The organism is Serpentinimonas raichei, assembly GCF_000828895.1.
GTDB classification, from domain to species: Bacteria; Pseudomonadota; Gammaproteobacteria; order Burkholderiales; family Burkholderiaceae_C; genus Serpentinimonas; species Serpentinimonas raichei.
The window spans coordinates 1,947,225-1,968,073 of sequence record NZ_AP014568.1 but is presented as its reverse complement, the minus strand read 5'-3'; the positions used below and the strand labels follow the sequence as shown (position 1 = coordinate 1,968,073).

Here is a 20,849-nt window from a genome sequence, read left to right as displayed (position 1 = left end):
TTGCTCGACCTTGAATTGAAATATTTAATGGATTTTTATGATGAACAGCGATAAATTCGATTCACAACCTTCAAGCCGGGGCCTGATGGGAACTGTCCGCAGGCGCCTGAATGGCGCCTTTGCCGGTATTTTGCTGATTTTCGCGGTGGTGTTGGCGGCCACGGTCTGGAAGGCAGAGCTGGTGCGTGACTTGAGCCAGCAAATGCGGGTCAAAGCCAGCAAGCTGGAGCTGGCCAGTGAATGGCTGGCCCACATACGCCAAAATTCAGCACGCTCGCTGGCGGTGGCGGTGTCGCCGGGCACCGAGGTGCTCGAGTTTTTTCGCGCTGCCATGGCCCAAACCTCGCGCGACACCACCGCCACCCAAACGGAATTCTTGGCACTGGCTGAGGGAGACGCCGACTCGCTGCAGCGCGCCGGCGTGGTGGGCGAAGTGCGCACGCAGTGGCTGGCTGCCCGCGATGCCGTCAACCAGCTCAAGGCCGCCGGCGACGATGCCGCCGCACGGGCGCTGATCGAGAGCCAGTTTTTGCCCGTCACCAACCGCTACGTGGAGGTCACGCAGGCGCTGGTCGATGGTGAGTTGGCGTCGATGGCGGCGTTGCAGGCGCAGATTCAGGCCGAATTCCGAGCCCTGTACCTGTTGGTTGGGGTGCTTTTTGTGGCGGCTCTGCTCATTTCTGTGCTGTTGGCGTGGCGCATCGGGCGCTCGATCGGCGCCCCGATTCAACAAGCGGTGGAGTTGGCGCAAGCGGTGGCCCAAGGGGATTTGACGCGCAGCGTAACCAGCAACCGCACCGATGAGCTGGGCGATTTGTTGCGGGCATTGGCAGCCATGAAGGTGTCTTTGCTCGACATCGTTGGCAAAGTGCGCCAGGCCAACGACAGCATTGGAACCGCATCCGAAGAAATCGCCAACGGCAACCAAGACTTGAGCCGGCGCACCGAGCAAGCCGCCAGCAACCTCGAAGAAACCGCCTCCAGCATGGAGCAGCTCACGGCCACGGTCAAGCAGACAGCGGATTCGGCGCGCCAAGCCAACCAGTTGGCCGCCAGCGCGGCGCAAGTGGCACAAAAAGGCGGCGCCGTGGTGGGGCAGGTGGTGCACACCATGAACGACATCAGCAGCAGCAGCCAGCGCATCAGCGACATCATCAGCGTGATCGACGGCATTGCCTTTCAGACCAATATCTTGGCGCTCAATGCGGCGGTGGAAGCGGCGCGCGCCGGTGAGCAAGGGCGCGGCTTTGCGGTGGTGGCCACCGAAGTGCGCAGCCTGGCCGGGCGCAGCGCGCAAGCGGCCAAAGAGATCAAAGACCTGATCGGGGCCAGCGTAGAAAAGGTGCAAAACGGCAGCCGCTTGGTGCAAGAGGCCGGCGCCACCATGGACGAGATCGTGGGCAGCGTGCAGCGCGTGAGCGACATCATCGGCGAAATCACGGCCGCCGCCGCCGAGCAAAGCGATGGCATTGGGCAGGTCAACGTGGCGGTGAACCAGCTTGACCAAATGACGCAGCAAAACGCGGCGCTGGTCGAGCAAAGCGCAGCAGCCTCCGAGAGCCTGCGCGAGCAGGCGGCGCGGCTGGCCGAGGCCATCGGCACCTTCCGCACCGGTGCGCAAAGCAATCCAGCGGTGCCGGCAGGCGCCCTTGCGCCACGCACACGTCCACCCGCTGCGGCTGCAGTGGCCAAAGGTGCGACCCCAGCCCGTTCCAGCCCCTATGCCCCTGCCGCCGCACGCCGCTCAGACGGTTTCAGGCCCGCCGCAAGCGCTCCGCTGCCCAAGCCACAGGCACACCCGAGCGCTTCAGCCAAGGCCCTGCCCGCTGCAGCGTCGGCGGCCGCCAAGGCCCAACCAGCACCCCGCACCGCACCGCCATCCCAAGCGGCCCCGATGGCATCGGCAACCAAGGCCCTGCCCAACCGCAGCAGCGCCAAAGCCAGCGCCAAGCCAGCCGACAACGCCGAGGGCGAGTGGGAGAGTTTTTGAAACCCGGTTCGGTTAAAGTCGGGCCATGGTTCCACATCTCGTCACGGCCCTGACTGGCCCCATCAATGAACTCGAGCAGCGCGTGCTCGAATCCACCCCCGTCATCGAGCGCTGGTTTCGGCTCGAATGGATGGAGCACACGCCGCCGTTTTACAGCTCGGTCGATATTCGCAACGCGGGCTTTAAGCTGGCCCCGGTGGACACCAACCTGTTCCCCGGCGGCTGGAACAACCTCACGCCCGAAATGCTGCCGCTGGCGGTGCAGGCGGCCATGGCGGCGATCGAAAAAATCTGCCCCGAAGCCAAAAACCTGCTGCTGGTGCCCGAGAACCACACGCGCAACATGTTCTACCTGATGAACGTGGCGCAGCTGCAGAAAATCTTTTACCAAGCCGGCCTGAATGTGCGGCTGGGTTCGCTAAACCCCGAGCTCAAGTCGCCGGTAACCATCGACTTGCCCAACGGCGAGCAGGTGCGCATCGAGCCGCTGCTGCGGCAGGGGCGGCGCGTCGGGCTCAAGCACTTCGACCCCTGCACGGTGCTGCTCAACAACGACCTAAGCGCCGGCGTCCCCGGCATTTTGGAAGATTTGCACGAGCAGTACCTGCTGCCGCCGCTGCACGCGGGCTGGCACGTGCGCAAGAAAAGCCAGCACTTTGCCGCCTACGAAGGGGTGGCCAAGCGCTTTGGCAAGCTGCTGGGCATGGACCCGTGGCTCATCAACCCGCTCTTCAACCACTGCGGTCAGGTCAACTTCGCCGAAGGCACCGGGATGGAGTGCTTGCAGACCAATGTGGATGCGCTGCTGGGAAAGATCAAAAAGAAGTTCAAAGAGTACGGCATCCGCGAAAAGCCCTTCGTGATCGTCAAGGCCGACAACGGCACCTACGGCATGGGCGTGATGACGGTGCGCGACGCCTCCGACCTCAACGAGCTCAACCGCAAGACCAAGAACAAGATGGCCGTCATCAAAGACGGGCAGCCGGTCTCGGACGTGATCATCCAGGAAGGGGTGCTGACGCACGAGCGCATCAACGATGCCGTGGCCGAGCCGGTGGTCTATATGATGGATCGCTACGTGGTGGGCGGTTTTTACCGCGTGCACGCCGATCGCGGCGTGGATGAAAACCTCAACGCCCCCGGCTCCAGCTTTGCGCCGCTGGCCTTCGAGAAAGGGGCGCAGCAGCCGCAACCGGGCCACAAACCGGGGGCCAGCGTGCCCAATCGCTTCTACCTCTACGGCGTGATCGCCCGACTGGCAATGCTGGCGGCCAGCTACGAGCTCGAAGCCACCGACCCGCTGGCCGAGGAGTTTGTGTGAGCGCCCCAGCGCAGCGGCTGCTGTTCGTGGCCGATCCGCTGCCGGGCTTCAAAATCCACAAAGACAGCACCTTTGCCATGCTGCGCGAATGCCAGCGCCGTGGCCACGCGCTGGCGGTGTGCACGGCGGCCGACCTACACTGGCGCAGCGGCGCGGCGGTGCAGGCGCGGGTGCAGTTTGTCGAGCTCACCGGCCACGCCACCGACTGGTACCGCGTGTGCGCCAGCGCCGACACCGCCCTGCGCGACTTCGACGCGGTGCTGATGCGCACCGACCCGCCCTTCGATAGCGAATACTTCTACGCCACGCACCTGCTGCAGCAGGCCGAGCGCGAGGGGGCGCGGGTGTTCAACCGGCCGCAGGCGCTGCGCGAGCACCCGGAAAAGCTGGCGCTGCTGGAGTTTGCCGAGTTCGCCCCGCCCACGCTGGTCACGCGCTCTGCCGCCGCCATCCGCGCCTTTCACGCCGAGCAACAAGACATCATCCTCAAACCGCTCGACGGCATGGGTGGGATGGGGATTTTCCGCGTCGGCCCCGATGGCCTGAACTTGGGCGCGATCATCGAGACGCTCAACCGCCACGGCCAGTGCACCATGATGGTGCAGCGCTTCCTGCCCGAAATCGCGCAGGGCGACAAGCGCGTGCTGCTGATCGGCGGCGCGGCGGTGCCTTTTTGCCTGGCGCGCATCCCGCAGGGTGGCGAGGTGCGCGGCAACCTGGCTGCCGGTGGCAAGGGGGTGGCGCAGCCCTTGAGCGAGCGCGATTGGGCCATCGCCCGCGCCATCGGCCCCAAGCTGGCCGCGCGCGGCTTGCTGCTGGTGGGCTTGGACGTGATTGGCGACTGCGTGACCGAAATCAACGTCACCAGCCCGACCTGCTTTCAGGAAATCACCGACCAGACCGGCTGCGACGTGGCGGCCTTGTTTGTGGATGCGCTGGAGCGTGCGCTGGGGTAGGGGCGGGTGCTTCACCCATCGGCCAGCGGCAAGCCGCCGACAAACACCTTGAGCTCGCCGGCGGCGAAAGGGGTCCAGCGCTCGTCGCGCGTCAGCGGCGTGGTGACGACGACGGCGGCGCGGTCGCCGGGCTGGTTGACTTCGGCAAAATTCACGGTCCAGTCCTCGTCCATTAGGGTGGCGTGCGAAAACGGGTGCTGGCGCACCAGGTAGTGCAACTGGGTGCTGCAGTGCGCCCACAGCGCCTCGCCATTAGAGAGCAAAAAGTTGAAGCTGCCGTGGGCGCGCACCTGGGGCAGCAGCTCGCGCAGCGTGAGCGTGAGCTCGGCCACGCTGGGCAGGCTGGCGTGCGACTTGGCCAGCTCTTGCAGCAGCCAGCAAAAGGCGCGCTCGCTGTCGGTGTCGCCCACCGGATGAAAGTGGCTGTGCAGGTGCGGCTGATAGTTTTTCAGGTCGCCGTTGTGCGCAAAAACCCAGTGGCGGCCCCACAACACACGGCAAAAAGGGTGCGTGTTTTCGAGCCGCACCGCGCCTTCGGTGGCTTTGCGCACATGGGCGATGATGTGGGTGCTCTTGAGCGGGTAGTGGCGCAAAAAGTTGGCCATGGGCGAGTGCGCCGCGCTCTCGCAATCCACGAACAGGCGCAGGCCCTTGCCCTCGAAAAAGGCGATGCCCCAGCCGTCGCCGTGGTGGTCGGTGGCGCCGCCGCGGCGCCGCAGGCCGCTGAAGCTGAATTGGGCGTCGGTCGGGGTGGCGCAGTTGAGTCCGAGCAGTTGGCACATGGGCGCTAGCGTAGCAGATGCCCAGCCTACAATCGGGCCCATGAACTTCGTCGAGATGCTGCATGCGGCCGAGCGCCGTCACCAGTCGCTGCTGTGCGTGGGCCTGGACCCAGACCCGGCGCGCTTCCCGCACCCCTGGCGCAACGACCCGGCGCGCATTTACGATTTTTGCGCCGCCATCGTCGATGCCACGGCCGATCTGGCGCTGGCCTTTAAGCCGCAGATCGCCTACTTTGCTGCCCACCGCGCCGAAGACCAGCTCGAGCACCTGCTGGCGCACATCCGCGTGGCAGCGCCACACGTGCCCATCATTCTGGACGCCAAGCGCGGCGACATCGGCAGCACCGCCGAGCAGTACGCGCGCGAAGCCTTCGAGCGCTACGGGGCCGATGCGGTCACGCTCTCGCCCTTCATGGGCTTCGACTCCATCCAGCCCTATCTGCAATACCCCGGCAAGGGCGTTTTTCTGCTCTGCCGCACCAGCAACCCCGGCGGCGACGATCTGCAAAACCAGCGCCTGGCCAGCGTGCCGGGGCAGCCGCTGCTGTACGAGCACATCGCCCGGCTGGCGCAGGGGCCTTGGAACCTGAGCGGCCAGCTCGGGCTGGTGGTGGGCGCCACCTACCCGCAGGAGATCGAGCGCGTGCGCGCCCTGGCCCCCACCCTGCCGCTGCTCATACCCGGCGTGGGGGCGCAGGGAGGCGACGCCAACGCGACCGTGCGCGCCGGCTGGCGTGGTAGCGCGCAGCAGACCGAGGCGCTGATTGCCGTGAATTCCTCGCGCGCGATTTTATACGCCAGTGCCGGTGCCGACTTTGCCCAAGCGGCGCGGCGCGAAGCCGAGCGCACGCGCGCGCTGTTGCAGGCTGCACGGCCCCTTGGCGCGCCCGCTTGAAGCCTGAGCTTGCCCAAAGCGCCCGGGCTTGGTTTTTTTAGTCCAGCAAAAACTGCAATTCGATACCCGCAACCACGATCTGGTCCAGGTGCGCCAGCGCCACCGGGGCCTCGGTCACGGGTGCGCCGTTGAGCAGCACCGCCGACCCTTCCACCCGGGCCAAGGTGTAGCCGCTGGCGTTGCGCGCGATGGCGGCCACGGCCACCCCCGGTTTGCCCACGGTGGTATGGGGTTTTAGCAGGGCCATTTCTTTGCCGGCGGCGGCGGTGCCCAGCAGCCGCAGCCGCGCCCGCGCGATGGGTCCAGTGGCTGGTGCCGCATCGTCGGAAGGGGCGCGAGCGGCGGTCGGTGGCGTTGGGCGGACCTCGGCAGCAGCCGACTGGAGGGGCTGCGCCACCGGATCGCCCTCGACCAAGCGGATTTGGCAGCGCCCGATTTCGATCAGGTCGGCGGGCCCGATGCGCAGCGCATCGATGGACCGACCATTGACGTAGGTGCCGTTGGTGCTGTGCAGGTCGATCAGCTCCACGCCGTCCGGGTGCAGCACGAACAGGGCGTGCTCACCGCTGACGGCCAAGTGGTCGACCACGATGTCGTTGTAGGTGCGCCGGCCCAGCGTGGTGCGCGGGTGCAGCAGCCCCACCTCCTGCGCAGCCGCACCGTCCAGCGTGATCAGCAGCGAAGGCATGATCTGCAGGGTGCCAAGAGGCTGCTGAGGCTGGGCTGCGACCCTCGAAGGCTCAGAGCAGGCGCTTGAGCAGGCGCGCCATTTCGGAGGGGTTGCGCGTGATGGTGAAGCCGCATTCTTCCATGATGGCCAGCTTGGCGTCGGCGGTGTCGGCACCACCGGCGATCAGGGCACCGGCGTGGCCCATGCGCTTGCCTGCTGGGGCGGTGACACCGGCGATGAATCCCACCACCGGCTTTTTCATGTTGGCCTTGCACCACAGCGCCGCCTCGGCCTCGTCGGGGCCGCCGATCTCACCGATCATGATCACGGCGTCGGTGTCGGGGTCGTCGTTGAACAGGCGCATCACGTCGATGTGCTTGAGGCCGTTGATCGGGTCGCCCCCAATGCCCACCGCCGACGATTGGCCCAAGCCGATCTCGGTCAGTTGCGCCACCGCCTCGTAGGTCAGGGTGCCGGAGCGGCTCACCACGCCGATGCGGCCCTTGCGGTGGATGTGGCCGGGCATGATGCCGATCTTGATTTCTTCGGGCGTGATCAGGCCCGGGCAGTTGGGGCCCAGCAGCAGGGTTTCCTTGCCGCCGGCGGCGACCTTGGCTTTCATTTTGTTGCGCAGCATCAGCATGTCGCGCACCGGAATGCCTTCGGTGATGCAGATCGCTAGGTCGAGGTCGGCCTCCACGGCTTCCCAGATCGCGTCGGCGGCGCCGGCTGGCGGCACGTAGATCACCGACACGGTGGCTCCGGTCTGCGTGGCCGCTTCTTTGACGCTGGCGTAGATCGGGATGTTGAAAATGCGCTCGCCGGCCTTTTTGGGGTTGACGCCGGCGACGAAGCAGTTTTTGCCATTGGCGTATTCTTGGCACTTCTCGGTGTGGAACTGGCCGGTTTTGCCCGTGATGCCCTGGGTGATGACCTTGGTGTCTTGGTTGATCAGAATGCTCATGATGGGGTCCTGGTCTGCTTAGGCGGTGGCGGAGGGCTGCACGGCGGCGACGACTTTTTGCGCCGCTTCGGCCATGGTGTCGGCGCTGATGATCGGCAGGCCCGATTCGGCCAGCATTTTCTTGCCCAGCTCCTCGTTGGTGCCCTTCATGCGCACCACCAGCGGCACGTTCAGGTTCACGGCGCGGCAGGCGGTGATCACGCCCGTGGCGATGGTGTCGCACTTCATGATGCCGCCAAAGATGTTGACCAAAATCGCTTTTACGCGATCGTTTTTGAGCATGATCTTGAAGGCTTCGGTGACTTTCTCGGGGGTGGCGCCGCCGCCCACATCGAGGAAGTTGGCCGGCTCGGCGCCAAAGAGCTTGATCGTGTCCATGGTGGACATGGCCAGCCCGGCGCCGTTGACGAGGCAGCCGATGTTGCCGTCGAGGCTGATGTAGGCCAAGTCGAATTTGGAGGCTTCGATTTCGGCTGGGTCTTCTTCGTCGAGGTCGCGCAGGGCGACGATTTCGGGGTGCCGAAACAGCGCGTTGGCGTCGAAGTTGAACTTGGCGTCGAGGCAGATCAGTTGCCCTTTGCCGTTGCGGTTGAGCGGGTTGATCTCGACCAGCGAGGCGTCGGTCTCCATGTAGCAGCGGTACAGGCGCTGGCAGATGTCGATGAACTGCGCCGTGGAGTCGGCTGGCATGCCTATGCCCTGCGCCAGTTGCGCGCCTTGCTCTGGGGTGAGGCCAGCCAGCGGATCGACGAACACCTTGACGATTTTCTCGGGTGTCGCATGCGCGACTTCTTCGATGTCCATGCCGCCTTCGCTGGAGGCGATGAAGGCCACTTTCTGGGTGCCGCGGTCGGTCACCAGCGAGAGGTAGTATTCTTTTTGGATGTCGGCGCCGTCTTCGATGTAGAGGCGGCGCACTTTTTGACCAGCGGGGCCGGTTTGGTGCGTGACGAGCTGCATGCCCAGAATCTGCTCGGCCAGCTCACGCACTTGCTCCACACTCTTGGCAACCTTGACGCCGCCGCCCTTGCCGCGCCCGCCGGCGTGGATCTGGGCCTTGACGACCCACACCGGGCCACCGAGTTTTTGCGCCGCTTCCACCGCTTCCTGCACCGTAAAGGCAGGGATGCCACGCGGCGCTGGCAGGCCGAACTGACGCAAGATATCCTTGCCTTGATACTCGTGAATTTTCATGAAAAGCGCTCTCTAAATTGGGTGCGACTCGCACACAGGCACACGAAGCCCGCACTTTATCACGCTGCCCCGCGCCCAAGCTGATGCGAAACTGACGGCGCACCGGTTTGGCAGCCGCTGGGCCTGGAGTGCGGCGATCAGCTGCCCTGCACGGGCGGCCAGTGGCGTGCGGTCTGGGCACCCTCTTTGGCGCACAATAGTGGCAATCGATCAAGTTGGAGATTCAACGCCCATGCCCAAGCTTTTCATTGACGGCGAGGCCGGTACCACCGGCTTGCAAATCCGCCAGCGGCTGGCGCACCTGCCGGCCATCGAACTGCTGAGCATCGCACCCGAGCAGCGCAAAGACGCGCAGGCCAAGCGCGCCCTGATGGCGCAGGCCGATCTGGTGATTTTGTGCCTGCACGACGATGCGGCGCGCGAATCGGTGGCCATGCTCGATGCGCTCAAGGCCGAAACCGGCCGTGCTGCGCGGGTGATCGACGCCTCCACCGCGCACCGGGTGGCACCGGGCTGGGTCTATGGCTTTGCCGAGCTCTGCCTAGGGCAGGCCGAGGCGATTCGGCGCGCCGAGCGCGTGAGCAACCCCGGCTGCTATGCCACTGGGGCGATTGCGCTCATCCGGCCCTTGATCGACGCCGGGCTGATGCCGCCCGACTTCCCGCTGTGCCTGCCCAGCGTGAGCGGCTACAGCGGCGGCGGGCGCCCGATGATCGAGGCCTACGAGGCGGGCCAAGCTCCCGCTTTCGAGCTCTACGCGCTTGGTCTGGAGCACAAGCACTTGCCCGAAATCATGGCCTGCACCGGCCTGACGCGGCGGCCGCTGTTTGTGCCATCGGTGGGCAACTTTGCCCAAGGCATGCTGGTGCAACTGCCGCTGCACCTCGACCAGCTGCCGGGCCAGGTGCGCGCCGCCGACTTGGAGCAGGCGCTGCGCGCCCACTACGCGGGCAGCGCGCTGGTGACGGTGCAGGGCCCGAACCCCGAGGGCAAGCTCGACGCCGTGGCGCTGGCCGGCCGTGATAGCATGGAACTGCGCGTGTTTGGCAACGAGTCGCGGCGCCAAGCGCTGCTGGTGGCGCGGTTAGACAATCTGGGCAAAGGCGCCAGCGGTGCGGCGGTTCAAAACGTGCGATTGATGCTGGGCCTTTAAGGAGTGGCGGCCGTGCAGGCCCATCAACCAAGACTCCAGCCAGCAGCAGATGATGGCGCATTGGCACACCCTGCGCATGCAGCTGTTGCAGGCGGCGCATCGCATCGACGTGCGCACCGGCTTGCCGCTGCGCCACGGCTTGCAGCCGCAACCCCTCAGGCGTCGAGCAGCCAAGGGCCGCCGGGGCCGGGTTCCAGCCGCGCCGCTTGGCTTTGCACCAAGGCCTCGATGCGCTGCTGCACCCAAGCGCGCAGCGGTTGCCCCGCGCCATGCCGCTGGTGCAACTGCAGCAAATAGGGCGTGCCTTCGGCCCAAGCCAAAAAGTCGGCCAGCCCGATGCGCTGCCACTCGAGCAGCCGGAACTTGAGCAGCACCTTGATGGCGTACTCGCGGTGCCGCTCGGGGCTGCTGGCAAACTGCGCCAGCCGGCTGCGCGCGCGCGCCAGCGCCTGCGCCACCGCCGCCGCACCGGCGATCACGGCGCCGTGGCCGGGGATCACCCAGTGGGGGCTGAGCGCTTCGATGCAATCGAGCGTGGCCGCCACTTCGGCAAAGCCGGGTTCGCCGTCGAGCTCTGGGAACACCACGCCAAAGCCGTTCGGCCACAGCGCGTCGCCGCTGATCAAGACCCGCTGCTGCGGCTGGTACAGCAGCAGCGCGTGCGGGTCGTGCCCAGGGGCGGCGTGCAACTGCCACTCAAGCCCGCCCAGCGCCAGCGTATGGCCGGGGTGCAGCAGCGCATCGAAAGCAAAGCGTGGGCAGCGCTGGCCGGTGGCGCGAAAGCTCAGGGCGTCTTCGTCCCAGACCCGGGCGGCCTCGGCCTGCCCCGGCGGAATCCAGGTTTGCACACCGGGAAAGCGCGCCTGCACGGCGGCGTTGCCGCCACAGTGGTCGCTGTGCAAATGGGTGTTGAGCAGGTGCCGCAGCGCTCGGCCTGGCAGCGCCTGCTCCAGCAGGGCCACGGTCTGGTCGGCGTGGCTGGCGTAGCCGCTGTCGATCAGCGCCGCGCCGCCGTTGGAGCCGTCGAGGCCGTCGAGCAACACGCAGTTGGACGAGAGCCAACCGCGCTCGAACACGCGCACGCCCGGCGGCAGGGCAGGGGGCAGGCTCATTTTTGGCGCAGTTCGCGGCGCAAAATTTTGCCCACATTGCTTTTGGGCAGTTCGTCGCGGAATTCGACGTATTTGGGGCGCTTGTAGCCGGTGAGCTGGTCGTGGCAGAAGCGCAGCAGCGCCTCTTCGCTCAGGGTCGGGTCGCTGCGCACCACATAGACCTTGATCGCCTCGCCGGTGCGCTCGTCGGGCACGCCCACGCTGGCGCACTCGAGCACGCCCGGGCACAGGCCGATCACCTGGTCGAGCTCGGCTGGATAGACGTTGAAGCCCGAAACGATCACCATGTCTTTCTTGCGATCGACGATGCGGATGAAGCCGCGCGCGTCCATGATGCCCACGTCGCCGGTGCGCATGTAGCCGTCGGCGGTGAAGACCTTGGCGTTTTCTTCGGATTTTTGGTAGTAGCCGGGCGTTACGTTGGGGCCACGGATGCAGATCTCGCCCGGGCTGCCCAAGTCCAGGTCGCGGCCCGCGTCGTCTTTGATGGCGATGTCGATGCTGGGCAGCGGCAGCCCGATGCTGCCGGTGAATTCGGTGCTGGTGACCGGGTTGTTGGTGCCGATGGCGCAGGTCTCGCTCATGCCCCAGCCCTCGATCATCGGGCTTTTGGTGACCGCCTTCCACTGGCGCGCCGTGGCCTCCGAGGCCGCCATGCCGCCGGCCTGCGACAGCACCAGGTTGGAGCAATCCACCTGTTTGAAGCGCGGGTGGTTGAGCAGGCCGTTGAACAGCGTGTTGACGGCGGGCAGGAAGTGAAACGGGCGGCTCTTGAGCACCTCGATGAACTTGGGGATGTCGCGCGGATTGGGGATCAGGGTGGCGTGCGAGCCGTGGCGCAGCACCAGCAGCATCAGGGTGAGGGCAAAGATGTGGTACAGCGGCAGCGCCATGATGTGGTTGGCGCGGCTCACGTCGCCGAGCTTGTCCAGCGCCGGGGTGAACCAGGCTTCGGCCTGCAAGGTGGCGGCGATCACGTTGCCGTGGGTGAGGATGGCCCCTTTGGAGAGCCCGGTGGTGCCGCCGGTGTATTGCAAAAAGGCGATGGAATCGTGCGAGAGCGTGGGCTTTTTCAAGCTCAGGCTGTGGCCGCGTTGCAGCGCCTGTTTGAACGGCACGATGGTGCGCCCGTGCAGCGGCAGGCGGTAGCGCGGCACCATTTTGGCCAGATGCCGCACCGCAAAAGTAAGCCAGCGCCCATACCAGAAGCCGAGCAGCTCGCCCATGCTGGCCACCACCACGTGCTTGACCTGCGTGCGTTCGATCACTTCTTCGAGCACGTGGGCGAAGTTTTCCAAAATGACGATGGCTTCGGCCCCCGAGTCGTTGAGCTGGTGCTCGAGCTCGCGCGCGGTGTAGAGCGGGTTCACATTGACGCAGGTGTAGCCTGCGCGCAACACCCCCGTCATGGTGATGGGAAACTGCGGCAGGTTGGGCAGCATGATCGCCACCCTTGCGTTTTCCGACAAGCCCAGTGACTGCAAATAAGCCCCCAGCGCCTGGCTCTTGCAGTCGAGCTGGGCGTAGCTCATCCAGCGCTCCATGCAGACCGTGACCGGGCGCTGGGCATGCTCGCGAAACGAGGCGTCGAACAGTTCGTTGAGGCAGCGATACTGAGACGTATCGATCTCGTGCGGCACACCGGGTGGGTAGCTCTGGAGCCAGATTTTTTCCATGGGGGGTGAATGCAACAAATGAGGAATCGGGGGCAGGAGCGCAAATCGGTTTTGATTGTGGCCGTTTGTGGCCGCATCCGACTCAGGGCAAGCCCTTGGATGGTGTCGCGCCCGCAACAGGTGTGGCAAAACCCAGTCCGTTTGGGTGGGTTTGGCCACATCCGGCCTGCAAAAATAAGGGAAAACCCTTATAGTCAGGCCATGAACCCCATTGAGCCATCCCGCAATCCGATCCGTGCCGCCTTGCATGGCCGCGTCGGTGTGCCCATTGCGGTGCTGCGGGCGGCGCATCGGCCGGCCATTTTGCGGCACCTGCTGGCTTTGGGCGAGCACGATCGTTACCTGCGTTTTGGCTATGCCGCAAACGATGCGCACATTCGGCGCTACGTCGAGGGCTTGCGCTTTGAGCGCGACGAGGTGTTTGGGATTTTCAATTGGCGCATGCGCCTGATCGCAATGGCGCATCTGGCTTACATGGTGCGCAGCCGCCAAGAGCAAGCCGCCGAGTTTGGGGTCAGCGTGGCCGCTACGGCACGCGGGCGCGGCTACGGGGCGCGTTTGTTTGCCCATGCCATGCGCCACGCCCGCAACGAAGGGGTGGCGCAACTCGTCATTCATACCTTGAGCGAAAACGCGCCCATGCTGGCCATTGCCCGCAAGGCCGGGGCCAGCGTGCAGCGCGAGGGCGGCGAGAGCGAGGCGCACCTGGTGCTGCCACCGGCCGATTTCCGCTCCAGCCTGAGCCAATGGTGGCAAGATAGTGTGGCGCGCGGGCATTACGCGCTCAAAAACGGCCACTACCGCTTGCGCCGTTGGGTCTGGCGCGCTCTGGCGCGTCAACGCACTGTTGTATCCTAGGGGTTGCTCAACTACCGTGCACCTTCGTGGCCGAACCTTCCCCCAGTAGATCGCCGCAGCGTCGGCTGCGGCATGTGGACCAGCGCGGTTTTTTTAAGCGGCTGGTGGAATTTCTTAACCCCGGTCCTGACTCCAAGGATGAGCTGATCAAATCCTTGTCCGAGGCCGAGGACAACGCCATCATCAACGCCGAGTCGCGCGCCATGCTCGAAGGCGTGATTCGCATCGCCGACATGACGGCCGGTGAGGTGATGGTGGCGGCCCCGCGCATGGACGTGCTCGACATCCACGCCCCCTTTAACGAGTTGCTCAACACCGTGATCTCAACCGCCCATTCGCGCTTTCCGGTCTTTGAGGGCGAGCGCGACCAGATCATCGGCATCCTGATGGCCAAGGATTTGCTCAAATTGCAGCGCGCCCCCGAGCTGAATCTGCGCGCCTTGCTGCGCCCGGCCACGTTCGTGCCCGAAAGCAAGGGGCTCAACGACTTGCTGCGCGAGTTTCGCGGCAACCGCAACCACTTGGCAATCGTGATCGATGAGTTTGGCCGCGTCGCCGGGCTGATCACGATCGAAGACGTGCTGGAGGAAATCGTGGGCGAGATCGAAGACGAGTTCGACGTGGAAGAAGACGAGGGCGACATCTTCACACTGGCCGATGGGTCTTGGCGCATCAATGGCGACACCTCGATCGAACGCCTCAACGAGCGCTTTGGGGTGGAGCTGGCGCTGGACGGCTTCGAGACCATCGGCGGCCTGGTCGCACACGAGCTGGGCCACGTGCCCAAGCGCGGCGAAAGCCATGCCTTGGGGGGCTTGCTGTTTCGTGCTCAGCACACCCGCGGCGGGGCGGTGATCTGGTTCAAGGTCACGCGCCAAGAGGGGGCGCCGTGATGCGCGGCGCCTGGTCGCTGGCCCTGCTGCTGGCGGGCTTTGTGCAAGCGCTGGCGCTGGCGTGGCCGTTCCAGACGCTGGCGCTGGCCGGTTTGGGTTTGCACGCCGGCGAGCCGATGCCGCTGCTGCAGTGGCTGGCCTTGGGCGTGCTGGTGCTGGCCATTTCCCACGCACCCAGTTGGCGCCGGGCCGCTTGGCGCACATGGCTGTTTGCGCTGGCGTGGTTGTGCGGCAGCTTTTGGTGGTTGTTCGTCTCGATGAACACCTACGGCGGCATGGCGGGGCCGCTGGCGGCGGCAGCGGTCGGGCTGCTGGCGGCCTTTCTGGCCTTGTACTACGCCGCCGCGGGCGCCCTGTTTTGGCGCTGGCGCCATGCCACGCCGCTGGTGCAGGCGCTGAGTTTTGCGGCCTTGTGGACATTGGCCGAAGTGGCGCGCGGCACCTTGCTGACCGGATTTCCGTGGGGCGCGATCGGTTACGCCCATGTTGATTCAATGGCCGCTTTGGCGCCTTGGGTCGGGGTCTACGGCATGGGCGCGTTGGCGGCGGCGCTGGCGGCGGGCATGGCGGCGGCCTGGTTGCAGCGCGGCACGGCGCCCAGGAATTGGCCCCAAACCGGGGGGCTGGTGTCGGCGCGCAGCCTGAGCGGCGGCCGCTTGGCGTGGCCCTTGCTGCTGCTGCTGGCTTTATGGTTGCCGCTGCTGGTGTGGCCCGCCATGGGCAACTGGCTGGCGCAGCGCGCACCCTTGTGGACCAGCAGCACCGGCAGCTTGCCCGTGGTGCTGCTGCAAGGCAATGTGGCGCAGGATAGAAAGTTCGAGCCCCATGTGGGCATTCCGTTCGCGCTGCAGTGGTACAAGGAGCAGACCGCGCTGGCCCTCGATCGGCTCGACGCAGCCGGCCAGCCGGGCTTGGTGGTGTTGCCAGAAACCGCCATCCCGCTGTTGCCGCAAGAGATCGACCCGCTCTGGTGGGAGGCCTTCTTGGGCCGCATCGAGCGCAGCCAGTCGGCGGTGATGATTGGTATCCCGGTGGGCGATTGGCGCGAGGGCTACACCAATTCGGTGCTGGGCTGGACCCCCACGCTGCAGCAATACCGCTACGACAAATACCATCTGGTGCCCTTTGGCGAGTTCGTGCCACCGTTTTTTCAGTGGTTCATCGACATGATGCAGATACCACTGGGCGCGTACCGCCCCGGCACCTTGGGGCAGGCGCCGATGGAATGGGCTGGGCAGCGCTTCGGCCCCAACATCTGCTACGAAGACCTGTTTGGCGAAGAACTGGCGGCGGCCTTTCGCATTCCCGGCCTAACCCCGACGGTGCTGGTCAATGTGAGCAACATTGGCTGGTTTGGCGACACGGTGGCGATCGACCAGCACCGCCAGATCGCGCGCCTGCGCGCGCTCGAGTTGCAGCGGCCGATGGTGCGCGCCACCAACACCGGCTCCACCGCGGGCATCGACCACTTGGGGCGGGTGCTGGCCGAGTTTCCGCGCCTGACGCGCGGCGCGCTCGACCTCAGGGTCGAAGGCCGCACCGGCCTGACACCCTTTGCGCGCTGGGCCGCCCACTGGGGTTTGTGGCCGCTGGTGGGCTTGGCCGCATTGGTGCTGGCGCTGTGCTGGCGGCGCACGTCGGGCGCAAAACCCTAGCCCGCTAGAATGAACGGTTGCGCACGCTGCGCGGTGGCTGCAGCCCCGCCGGCCTAGCCCATTTGCCTGCCATGCTCACATTTCAACAAATCATCCTCAAACTGCAAGCCTATTGGGACGCCCAAGGCTGCGCGCTGCTGCAACCCTACGACATGGAAGTGGGGGCCGGCACCAGCCACACCGCCACGTTTTTGCGCGCCCTCGGCCCCGAGCCTTGGAAAGCGGCTTATGTGCAGCCGAGCCGGCGCCCCAAGGATGGGCGTTACGGCCAAAACCCGAACCGCTTGCAGCACTACTACCAGTACCAGGTGGTGCTCAAGCCGGCCCCGGCCAACATTCTGGAGCTCTATCTGGGCTCCTTGCAGGCGCTGGGTTTTGACTTGAAGCAAAACGACATCCGCTTCGTCGAAGACGACTGGGAAAACCCGACCCTGGGCGCCTGGGGCCTAGGCTGGGAAGTGTGGCTCAACGGCATGGAGGTGACGCAGTTCACCTACTTCCAGCAAGTGGGCGGCATCGACTGCAAGCCCATCACCGGCGAGATCACCTACGGGCTGGAGCGGCTGGCGATGTACCTGCAAGGGGTGGAAAGCGTGTACGACTTGGTCTGGACCGACACCGGGTCAGCGCCGGGCCGCTCCCAAGCTGACCCAGCCCCCTCGGGGGGCAGCGACACCCGCGCAGCGGGCGAGCGTGGGGGCAAGATCCTTTATGGCGACGTCTATCTGCAAAACGAGCAGGAGCAAAGCGCCTACAACTTCGAGCACGCCGACGCCGAGTTTTTGTTCAGCGCCTTTGCCGCGCACGAGCGCCAGGCCCAGCACCTGATGCGCAGCCAGCTCGCCCTGCCGGCCTACGAGCAGGTGCTCAAATGCGCGCACAGCTTCAACCTGCTCGATGCGCGCGGGGCCATCAGCGTGACCGAGCGCGCCGCCTACATCGGGCGCATCCGCAACCTGGCGCGCAGCGTGGCGCAGAGCTACTACGAGAGCCGCGAACGGCTGGGCTTCCCCATGGCTCCGCGCGAGTGGGTGGCGCAGATGCCCACCAAACAGGCCGCCTGATGCGGCTCGGGGCTTGCGGTCCTGGCCTTGAAATGAACACCCTGTATGCCTAAGAATAACCTACTCGTCGAACTGTTTGTCGAAGAGCTGCCGCCCAAGGCGCTCAAAAAGCTGGGCGAGGCCTTTGCCGGTGTGCTGGCCGAGCAGCTCCAGGCCCAGGGCTTGGCGGATGCCGATGCGCAAGTCACGCCCTTTGCCTCGCCGCGGCGCCTGGCGGCGCACATCAGCGGTGTGGCCGAGCGCGCGCCCGACCGGGCCGTGTCGCAAAAGCTCATGCCGGTGAGCGTGGGGCTGGATGCCAGCGGTGCGCCCACGCCCGCGCTGCTCAAGCGCCTAGCCGCTTTGGGGGCCGATGCAGCGGCCGTGCCCGGCTTGCGCCGCGCCCTCGATGGCAAGGCCGAAGCCCTGTTTTTCGACAGCGTGCAGCCCGGTGCGGGCCTTGCGACCGGCCTGCAAAAGGCGCTGGACGAAGCCATTGCCAAGCTGCCTATCCCCAAGGTGATGAGCTATCAGCCCGAAACCGATGGCGGCATGGCCAACTTTGTACCCGGCTGGAGCAGCGTGCAGTTCGTGCGCCCGGCACATGGCCTGGTGGCGCTGCATGGCACCGAGGTGCTTGCCGTGAGCGCGCTGGGCCTGCGCGCGGGCCGCCACACCCGCGGGCACCGCTTCGAGGCGGCGCTGGACCCGCTGCCACTGGCCGCTGCCGACGGCTATGCCGCCACGCTGCGCGAACAAGGCGCGGTGATCGCCAGCTACGCCGAGCGCAGTCTGGAGCTGGTGCGCCAGTTGCGCCAGGCCGCGTCTGGTCTGGGGGCGCGGCTGGAGGTGGAGCAGGGCTGGCAGGGCTTGAGCGAGCCGGAGCGGGTGCAGCGCCTGCTGGACGACCCCCTGGTGCAGGAAGTCACGGCCTTGGTGGAGCGGCCGCACGTGCTGGTGTGCCAGTTCGAGCCCGAATTTTTGGCCGTGCCGCAAGAGTGCCTGATCCTGACCATGAAGGCGAACCAAAAGTATTTCGCCCTGCTCGACGCCGAAGGCAAGCTGATGCCGCGCTTTCTGGTGGTGAGCAACATCTGCCCCGCCGACCCGAGCGCGGTGATTGGCGGCAACGAGCGCGTGGTGCGCCCGCGCCTGGCCGATGCCCGCTTCTTTTACGACCAAGACCGCAAGCGCTCGCTCGAATCGCGCCTGCTGGGGCTGGCCAAGGTGGTTTATCACAACCGGCTCGGCAGCCAAGGCGAGCGCGTGGAGCGCGTGCGCACCATTGCCTGCGCCATCGCGCAGCGCCTGGGCGACCAGGGCTTGGGCGATGCGGCGCTGCTGCGCCAGGTCGAGCAGGCCGCCTTGCTGGCCAAGGCCGATTTGCTGACCGACATGGTGGGCGAATTCCCCGAGCTGCAAGGCACCATGGGGCGCTACTACGCCTTGCACGATGGTCTGGGCGAGCCGGTGGCCCAGGCCATCGAAGACCATTACAAGCCGCGCTTTGCCGGCGACGCGTTGCCGCGCAGCCTGGTCGGCGTGTGCGTGGCGCTGGCCGACAAGCTCGAAACCCTGGTGGGGCTGTTTGGCATCGGCAGCCTGCCCACCGGCGACAAAGACCCGTATGCGCTGCGCCGCCATGCCCTCGGGGTGTTGCGCATGTTGCTTGAGAAAGATTTGCCGCTGGACTGGCCCGACTTGCTGGCGCTGGCGCAGCCGGTGTTTGGCGATCGGATCGCCGACCCGAGCGCGGCGCTGAGCGATTTCGTCTATGAGCGCCTAGCAGGCAGCTTGCGCGAGCAGGGCTTTGGCACCCAGGAGGTGGATGCCGTGCTGGCGCTGCGCCCGCCGCGGCTGGCCGAGGTGCCGCGCCGCCTAGAAGCGGTGCGCGCCTTTGCCGCGCTGCCCGAAGCGGCGGCGCTGGCGGCGGCCAACAAGCGCATCGGCAACATCCTGAAAAAATCGGCGCCAGCTGCGGGGTCTGCGGGAATGGCTTGGGCGGGCGAGGCCGCCGTGCAGCCGCAGCTGCTGCTCGAAGCGGCCGAAAAAGCCCTCTACGCCGCGCTGCAAGCCACACTGCCCCAGACCCAGGCCCAGTTTGAGGCGGGCGACTACCGTGCGCACTTGCTCGGGCTGGCGGCACTGCGAGCGCCGGTGGATGCGTTTTTCGAATCCGTGCTGGTCAACGCCGAGGACGCGGCGGTGCGCACCAACCGGCTGGCGCTGTTGGGCACGCTGCACCAGGCCATGAACCGGGTCGCCGAGCTGGCGCGCTTGGCCCCTGCGGCCGGCACCGGGTCAGCCACTTGAACACCTTGCGCACCATGCCCCACAGCCGCGACCTCAAGCTGATCGTGATCGACCGCGACGGCACCCTCAACCACGACCCGGAAGACTATCTGCGCAGCCCCGACGACTGGCTGCCCCTGCCCGGTGCGCTGGAGGCGGTGGCGCGGCTGAACGAGGCCGGCTGGCGCGTGGTGGTGGCCACCACCCAATCGGGGCTGGGCCGCGGCCTGTTCGATATCGCCACCCTGAACGACATTCACACCCGCATGCACAAGACGCTGGCGCAGGCCGGTGGGCGCGTGGAGGCGGTGTTTTTCTGCCCGCACGCGCCCGAGGATGAATGCGATTGCCGCAAACCGGCACCGGGGCTGTTGCTGCAGATCAGCCAGCGCCTTGGGGTGCCGGTGGCGCAAATGGTGGCGGTGGGCGACTCGGTGCGCGACGCCCAGGCAGCGCGGGCAGCGGGCTGCGAGGCGCATCTGGTTCTCACCGGCCAGTCGCTGGCGCACCGCGACGGCACACCGGTGCCGGGCCTGCCCGCAGGCGTGACCGTGCACCACGATTTGGCCGCTTTTGCCGAGGCCATCGTGGCGCGTGCGGCAGCGGCTGCACCAGAAAAAGGATTCCCTTCATGACCGCCTTCTATGCCCTGCGTTCGCTGCTGCACCTGCTGTTCATGGCCATCACGGTGGTGCCGTGGGCGCTGGCGGTGGTGCTGGCCGCGTCGTTCGTGAGCCGGGCCCGGGTCTACCGCATGTGCGCCGCCTGGCTGGCCACGGCGGTCTGGGCCGGTGGCTGGATATTGGGTATCCGCAACCGCGTCACGGGTTGGGAAAACCTGCCCCAGGGCCGTCTGGATGCGGCGGTGTTGCTGCTCAAGCACCAGTCGGTTTGGGAGACCTTTAGCATGCCGGCGCTGATGCCGCATCCGCTGGCCTTCGTGTTCAAAAAAGAGCTGCTGCATATCCCGTTTTTCGGCTGGGCGATGGGGCGCATGGACATGATCCACATCGACCGTGGGCAGCGCAACCAGGCTTTTGCCAAGGTGGTGCAGCAGGGCCGGCGCTTGCTGGGTCAAGGCACTTGGGTCATCATGTTCCCCGAGGGCACGCGCATCGAGCGCGGCCAGGTGGGACAGTACAAAAGCGGCGGCACCCGGCTGGCGGTGCAGGCTGGGGTGCCGGTGATTCCGATCGCCGTCAATTCCGGTCGCTGCTGGCCGGCCAAGGCCTTCATCAAGCGCCCCGGGGTGGTGGATATTTCAATCGGACCGCAAATTCCCAGCGCCGGGCGCGACCCGGAGGAGCTGATGCGCGAGGTGCAAGACTGGATCGAGGCCGAGATGCGCCGCCTCGACCCCGAAGCCTACGCGCCAGTCCTGCCCTGATCCTGCAC

General features: G+C 66.2%; 18 protein-coding genes. 12 read left to right on the top strand and 6 right to left on the bottom strand.

The window, feature by feature from the left end; translation table 11 throughout:
- Positions 1-85: 85 nt before the first annotated feature.
- Genes SRAA_RS09220 through gshB form a run of 3 tightly spaced genes read left to right on the top strand, consistent with a single transcriptional unit; the run spans position 86 to position 4,267 of the window.
- Positions 86-1,990, top strand: a complete 1,905-nt coding sequence (locus SRAA_RS09220; RefSeq protein WP_045476862.1) for a methyl-accepting chemotaxis protein — start codon at positions 86-88, stop codon at positions 1,988-1,990.
- A 25-nt stretch (positions 1,991-2,015) separates the two neighbouring features.
- Positions 2,016-3,311: a glutamate--cysteine ligase gene (gene gshA / locus SRAA_RS09215; RefSeq protein ID WP_029462922.1), complete on the top strand. Its 1,296-nt coding sequence runs from the start codon at positions 2,016-2,018 to the stop codon at positions 3,309-3,311.
- Positions 3,308-4,267 (top strand): glutathione synthase, encoded by a 960-nt coding sequence (gene gshB, locus SRAA_RS09210; protein ID WP_045532304.1) that lies wholly within the window; start codon positions 3,308-3,310, stop codon positions 4,265-4,267. The genes gshA and gshB overlap by 4 nt, the downstream gene beginning before the upstream one ends.
- Positions 4,268-4,278: 11 nt before the next feature.
- Here the strand turns inward: gshB and SRAA_RS09205 are convergent, their stop codons facing one another.
- Entirely contained in the window at positions 4,279-5,049 is a 771-nt protein-coding gene (locus SRAA_RS09205) for a class II glutamine amidotransferase (protein WP_045532301.1), read from the bottom strand.
- Positions 5,050-5,089: 40 nt separating this feature from the next.
- On the opposite strand from SRAA_RS09205, the gene pyrF reads away from it, so the two are divergent.
- Positions 5,090-5,944, top strand: a complete 855-nt coding sequence (gene pyrF, locus SRAA_RS09200; protein ID WP_045532300.1) for an orotidine-5'-phosphate decarboxylase — start codon at positions 5,090-5,092, stop codon at positions 5,942-5,944.
- Positions 5,945-5,981: 37 nt separating this feature from the next.
- Here the strand turns inward: pyrF and SRAA_RS09195 are convergent, their stop codons facing one another.
- From SRAA_RS09195 to sucC, 3 genes are read right to left on the bottom strand one after another with little or no spacing between them, the layout of a single operon-like run.
- Positions 5,982-6,632, bottom strand: a complete 651-nt coding sequence (locus SRAA_RS09195; RefSeq protein WP_045532298.1) for an FHA domain-containing protein — start codon at positions 6,630-6,632, stop codon at positions 5,982-5,984.
- 52 nt (positions 6,633-6,684) lie between these two features.
- Positions 6,685-7,578: a succinate--CoA ligase subunit alpha gene (gene sucD, locus SRAA_RS09190; protein WP_045532296.1), complete on the bottom strand. Its 894-nt coding sequence runs from the start codon at positions 7,576-7,578 to the stop codon at positions 6,685-6,687.
- An 18-nt stretch (positions 7,579-7,596) separates the two neighbouring features.
- A complete protein-coding gene (sucC, locus tag SRAA_RS09185; protein ID WP_045532294.1) occupies positions 7,597-8,772 on the bottom strand; it encodes an ADP-forming succinate--CoA ligase subunit beta in 1,176 nt (391 codons plus the stop codon).
- A 232-nt stretch (positions 8,773-9,004) separates the two neighbouring features.
- On the opposite strand from sucC, the gene argC reads away from it, so the two are divergent.
- The gene (gene argC, locus SRAA_RS09180; RefSeq protein ID WP_045532292.1) at positions 9,005-9,925 is read left to right on the top strand and encodes an N-acetyl-gamma-glutamyl-phosphate reductase; all 921 of its coding nucleotides are present in this window, start codon (positions 9,005-9,007) and stop codon (positions 9,923-9,925) included.
- 155 nt (positions 9,926-10,080) lie between these two features.
- Here the strand turns inward: argC and SRAA_RS09175 are convergent, their stop codons facing one another.
- Positions 10,081-11,037: an MBL fold metallo-hydrolase gene (locus tag SRAA_RS09175; RefSeq protein WP_045532290.1), complete on the bottom strand. Its 957-nt coding sequence runs from the start codon at positions 11,035-11,037 to the stop codon at positions 10,081-10,083.
- Positions 11,034-12,713 (bottom strand): AMP-binding protein, encoded by a 1,680-nt coding sequence (locus tag SRAA_RS09170; protein WP_045532288.1) that lies wholly within the window; start codon positions 12,711-12,713, stop codon positions 11,034-11,036. The genes SRAA_RS09175 and SRAA_RS09170 overlap by 4 nt, the downstream gene beginning before the upstream one ends.
- Positions 12,714-12,914: 201 nt before the next feature.
- Here SRAA_RS09170 and SRAA_RS09165 point away from each other — a divergent pair, with 201 nt between their 5' ends.
- From SRAA_RS09165 to SRAA_RS09135, 7 genes are all read left to right on the top strand, one after another.
- Complete coding sequence (locus tag SRAA_RS09165; protein ID WP_045532286.1) at positions 12,915-13,571, top strand: GNAT family N-acetyltransferase; 657 nt, start codon at positions 12,915-12,917, stop codon at positions 13,569-13,571.
- Positions 13,572-13,597: 26 nt separating this feature from the next.
- Complete coding sequence (locus tag SRAA_RS09160) at positions 13,598-14,464, top strand: HlyC/CorC family transporter (RefSeq protein ID WP_045532284.1); 867 nt, start codon at positions 13,598-13,600, stop codon at positions 14,462-14,464.
- Positions 14,464-16,119 (top strand): apolipoprotein N-acyltransferase, encoded by a 1,656-nt coding sequence (lnt, locus tag SRAA_RS09155; RefSeq protein ID WP_045532282.1) that lies wholly within the window; start codon positions 14,464-14,466, stop codon positions 16,117-16,119. Before SRAA_RS09160 ends, lnt begins: the two co-directional genes overlap by 1 nt.
- Positions 16,120-16,190: 71 nt before the next feature.
- The gene (glyQ, locus tag SRAA_RS09150; protein WP_045533627.1) at positions 16,191-17,183 is read left to right on the top strand and encodes a glycine--tRNA ligase subunit alpha; all 993 of its coding nucleotides are present in this window, start codon (positions 16,191-16,193) and stop codon (positions 17,181-17,183) included.
- Positions 17,184-17,228: 45 nt separating this feature from the next.
- Positions 17,229-19,475 carry a glycine--tRNA ligase subunit beta gene (glyS, locus tag SRAA_RS09145; protein WP_045532279.1) on the top strand — a complete coding sequence of 749 codons (2,247 nt, stop codon included), beginning with the start codon at positions 17,229-17,231 and terminating at the stop codon, positions 19,473-19,475.
- A gap of 14 nt (positions 19,476-19,489) precedes the next feature.
- Entirely contained in the window at positions 19,490-20,089 is a 600-nt protein-coding gene (gene gmhB, locus SRAA_RS09140; RefSeq protein ID WP_045533625.1) for a D-glycero-beta-D-manno-heptose 1,7-bisphosphate 7-phosphatase, read from the top strand.
- Positions 20,086-20,841, top strand: a complete 756-nt coding sequence (locus tag SRAA_RS09135; protein ID WP_045532277.1) for a lysophospholipid acyltransferase family protein — start codon at positions 20,086-20,088, stop codon at positions 20,839-20,841. The genes gmhB and SRAA_RS09135 overlap by 4 nt, the downstream gene beginning before the upstream one ends.
- Positions 20,842-20,849 lie beyond the last annotated feature (8 nt).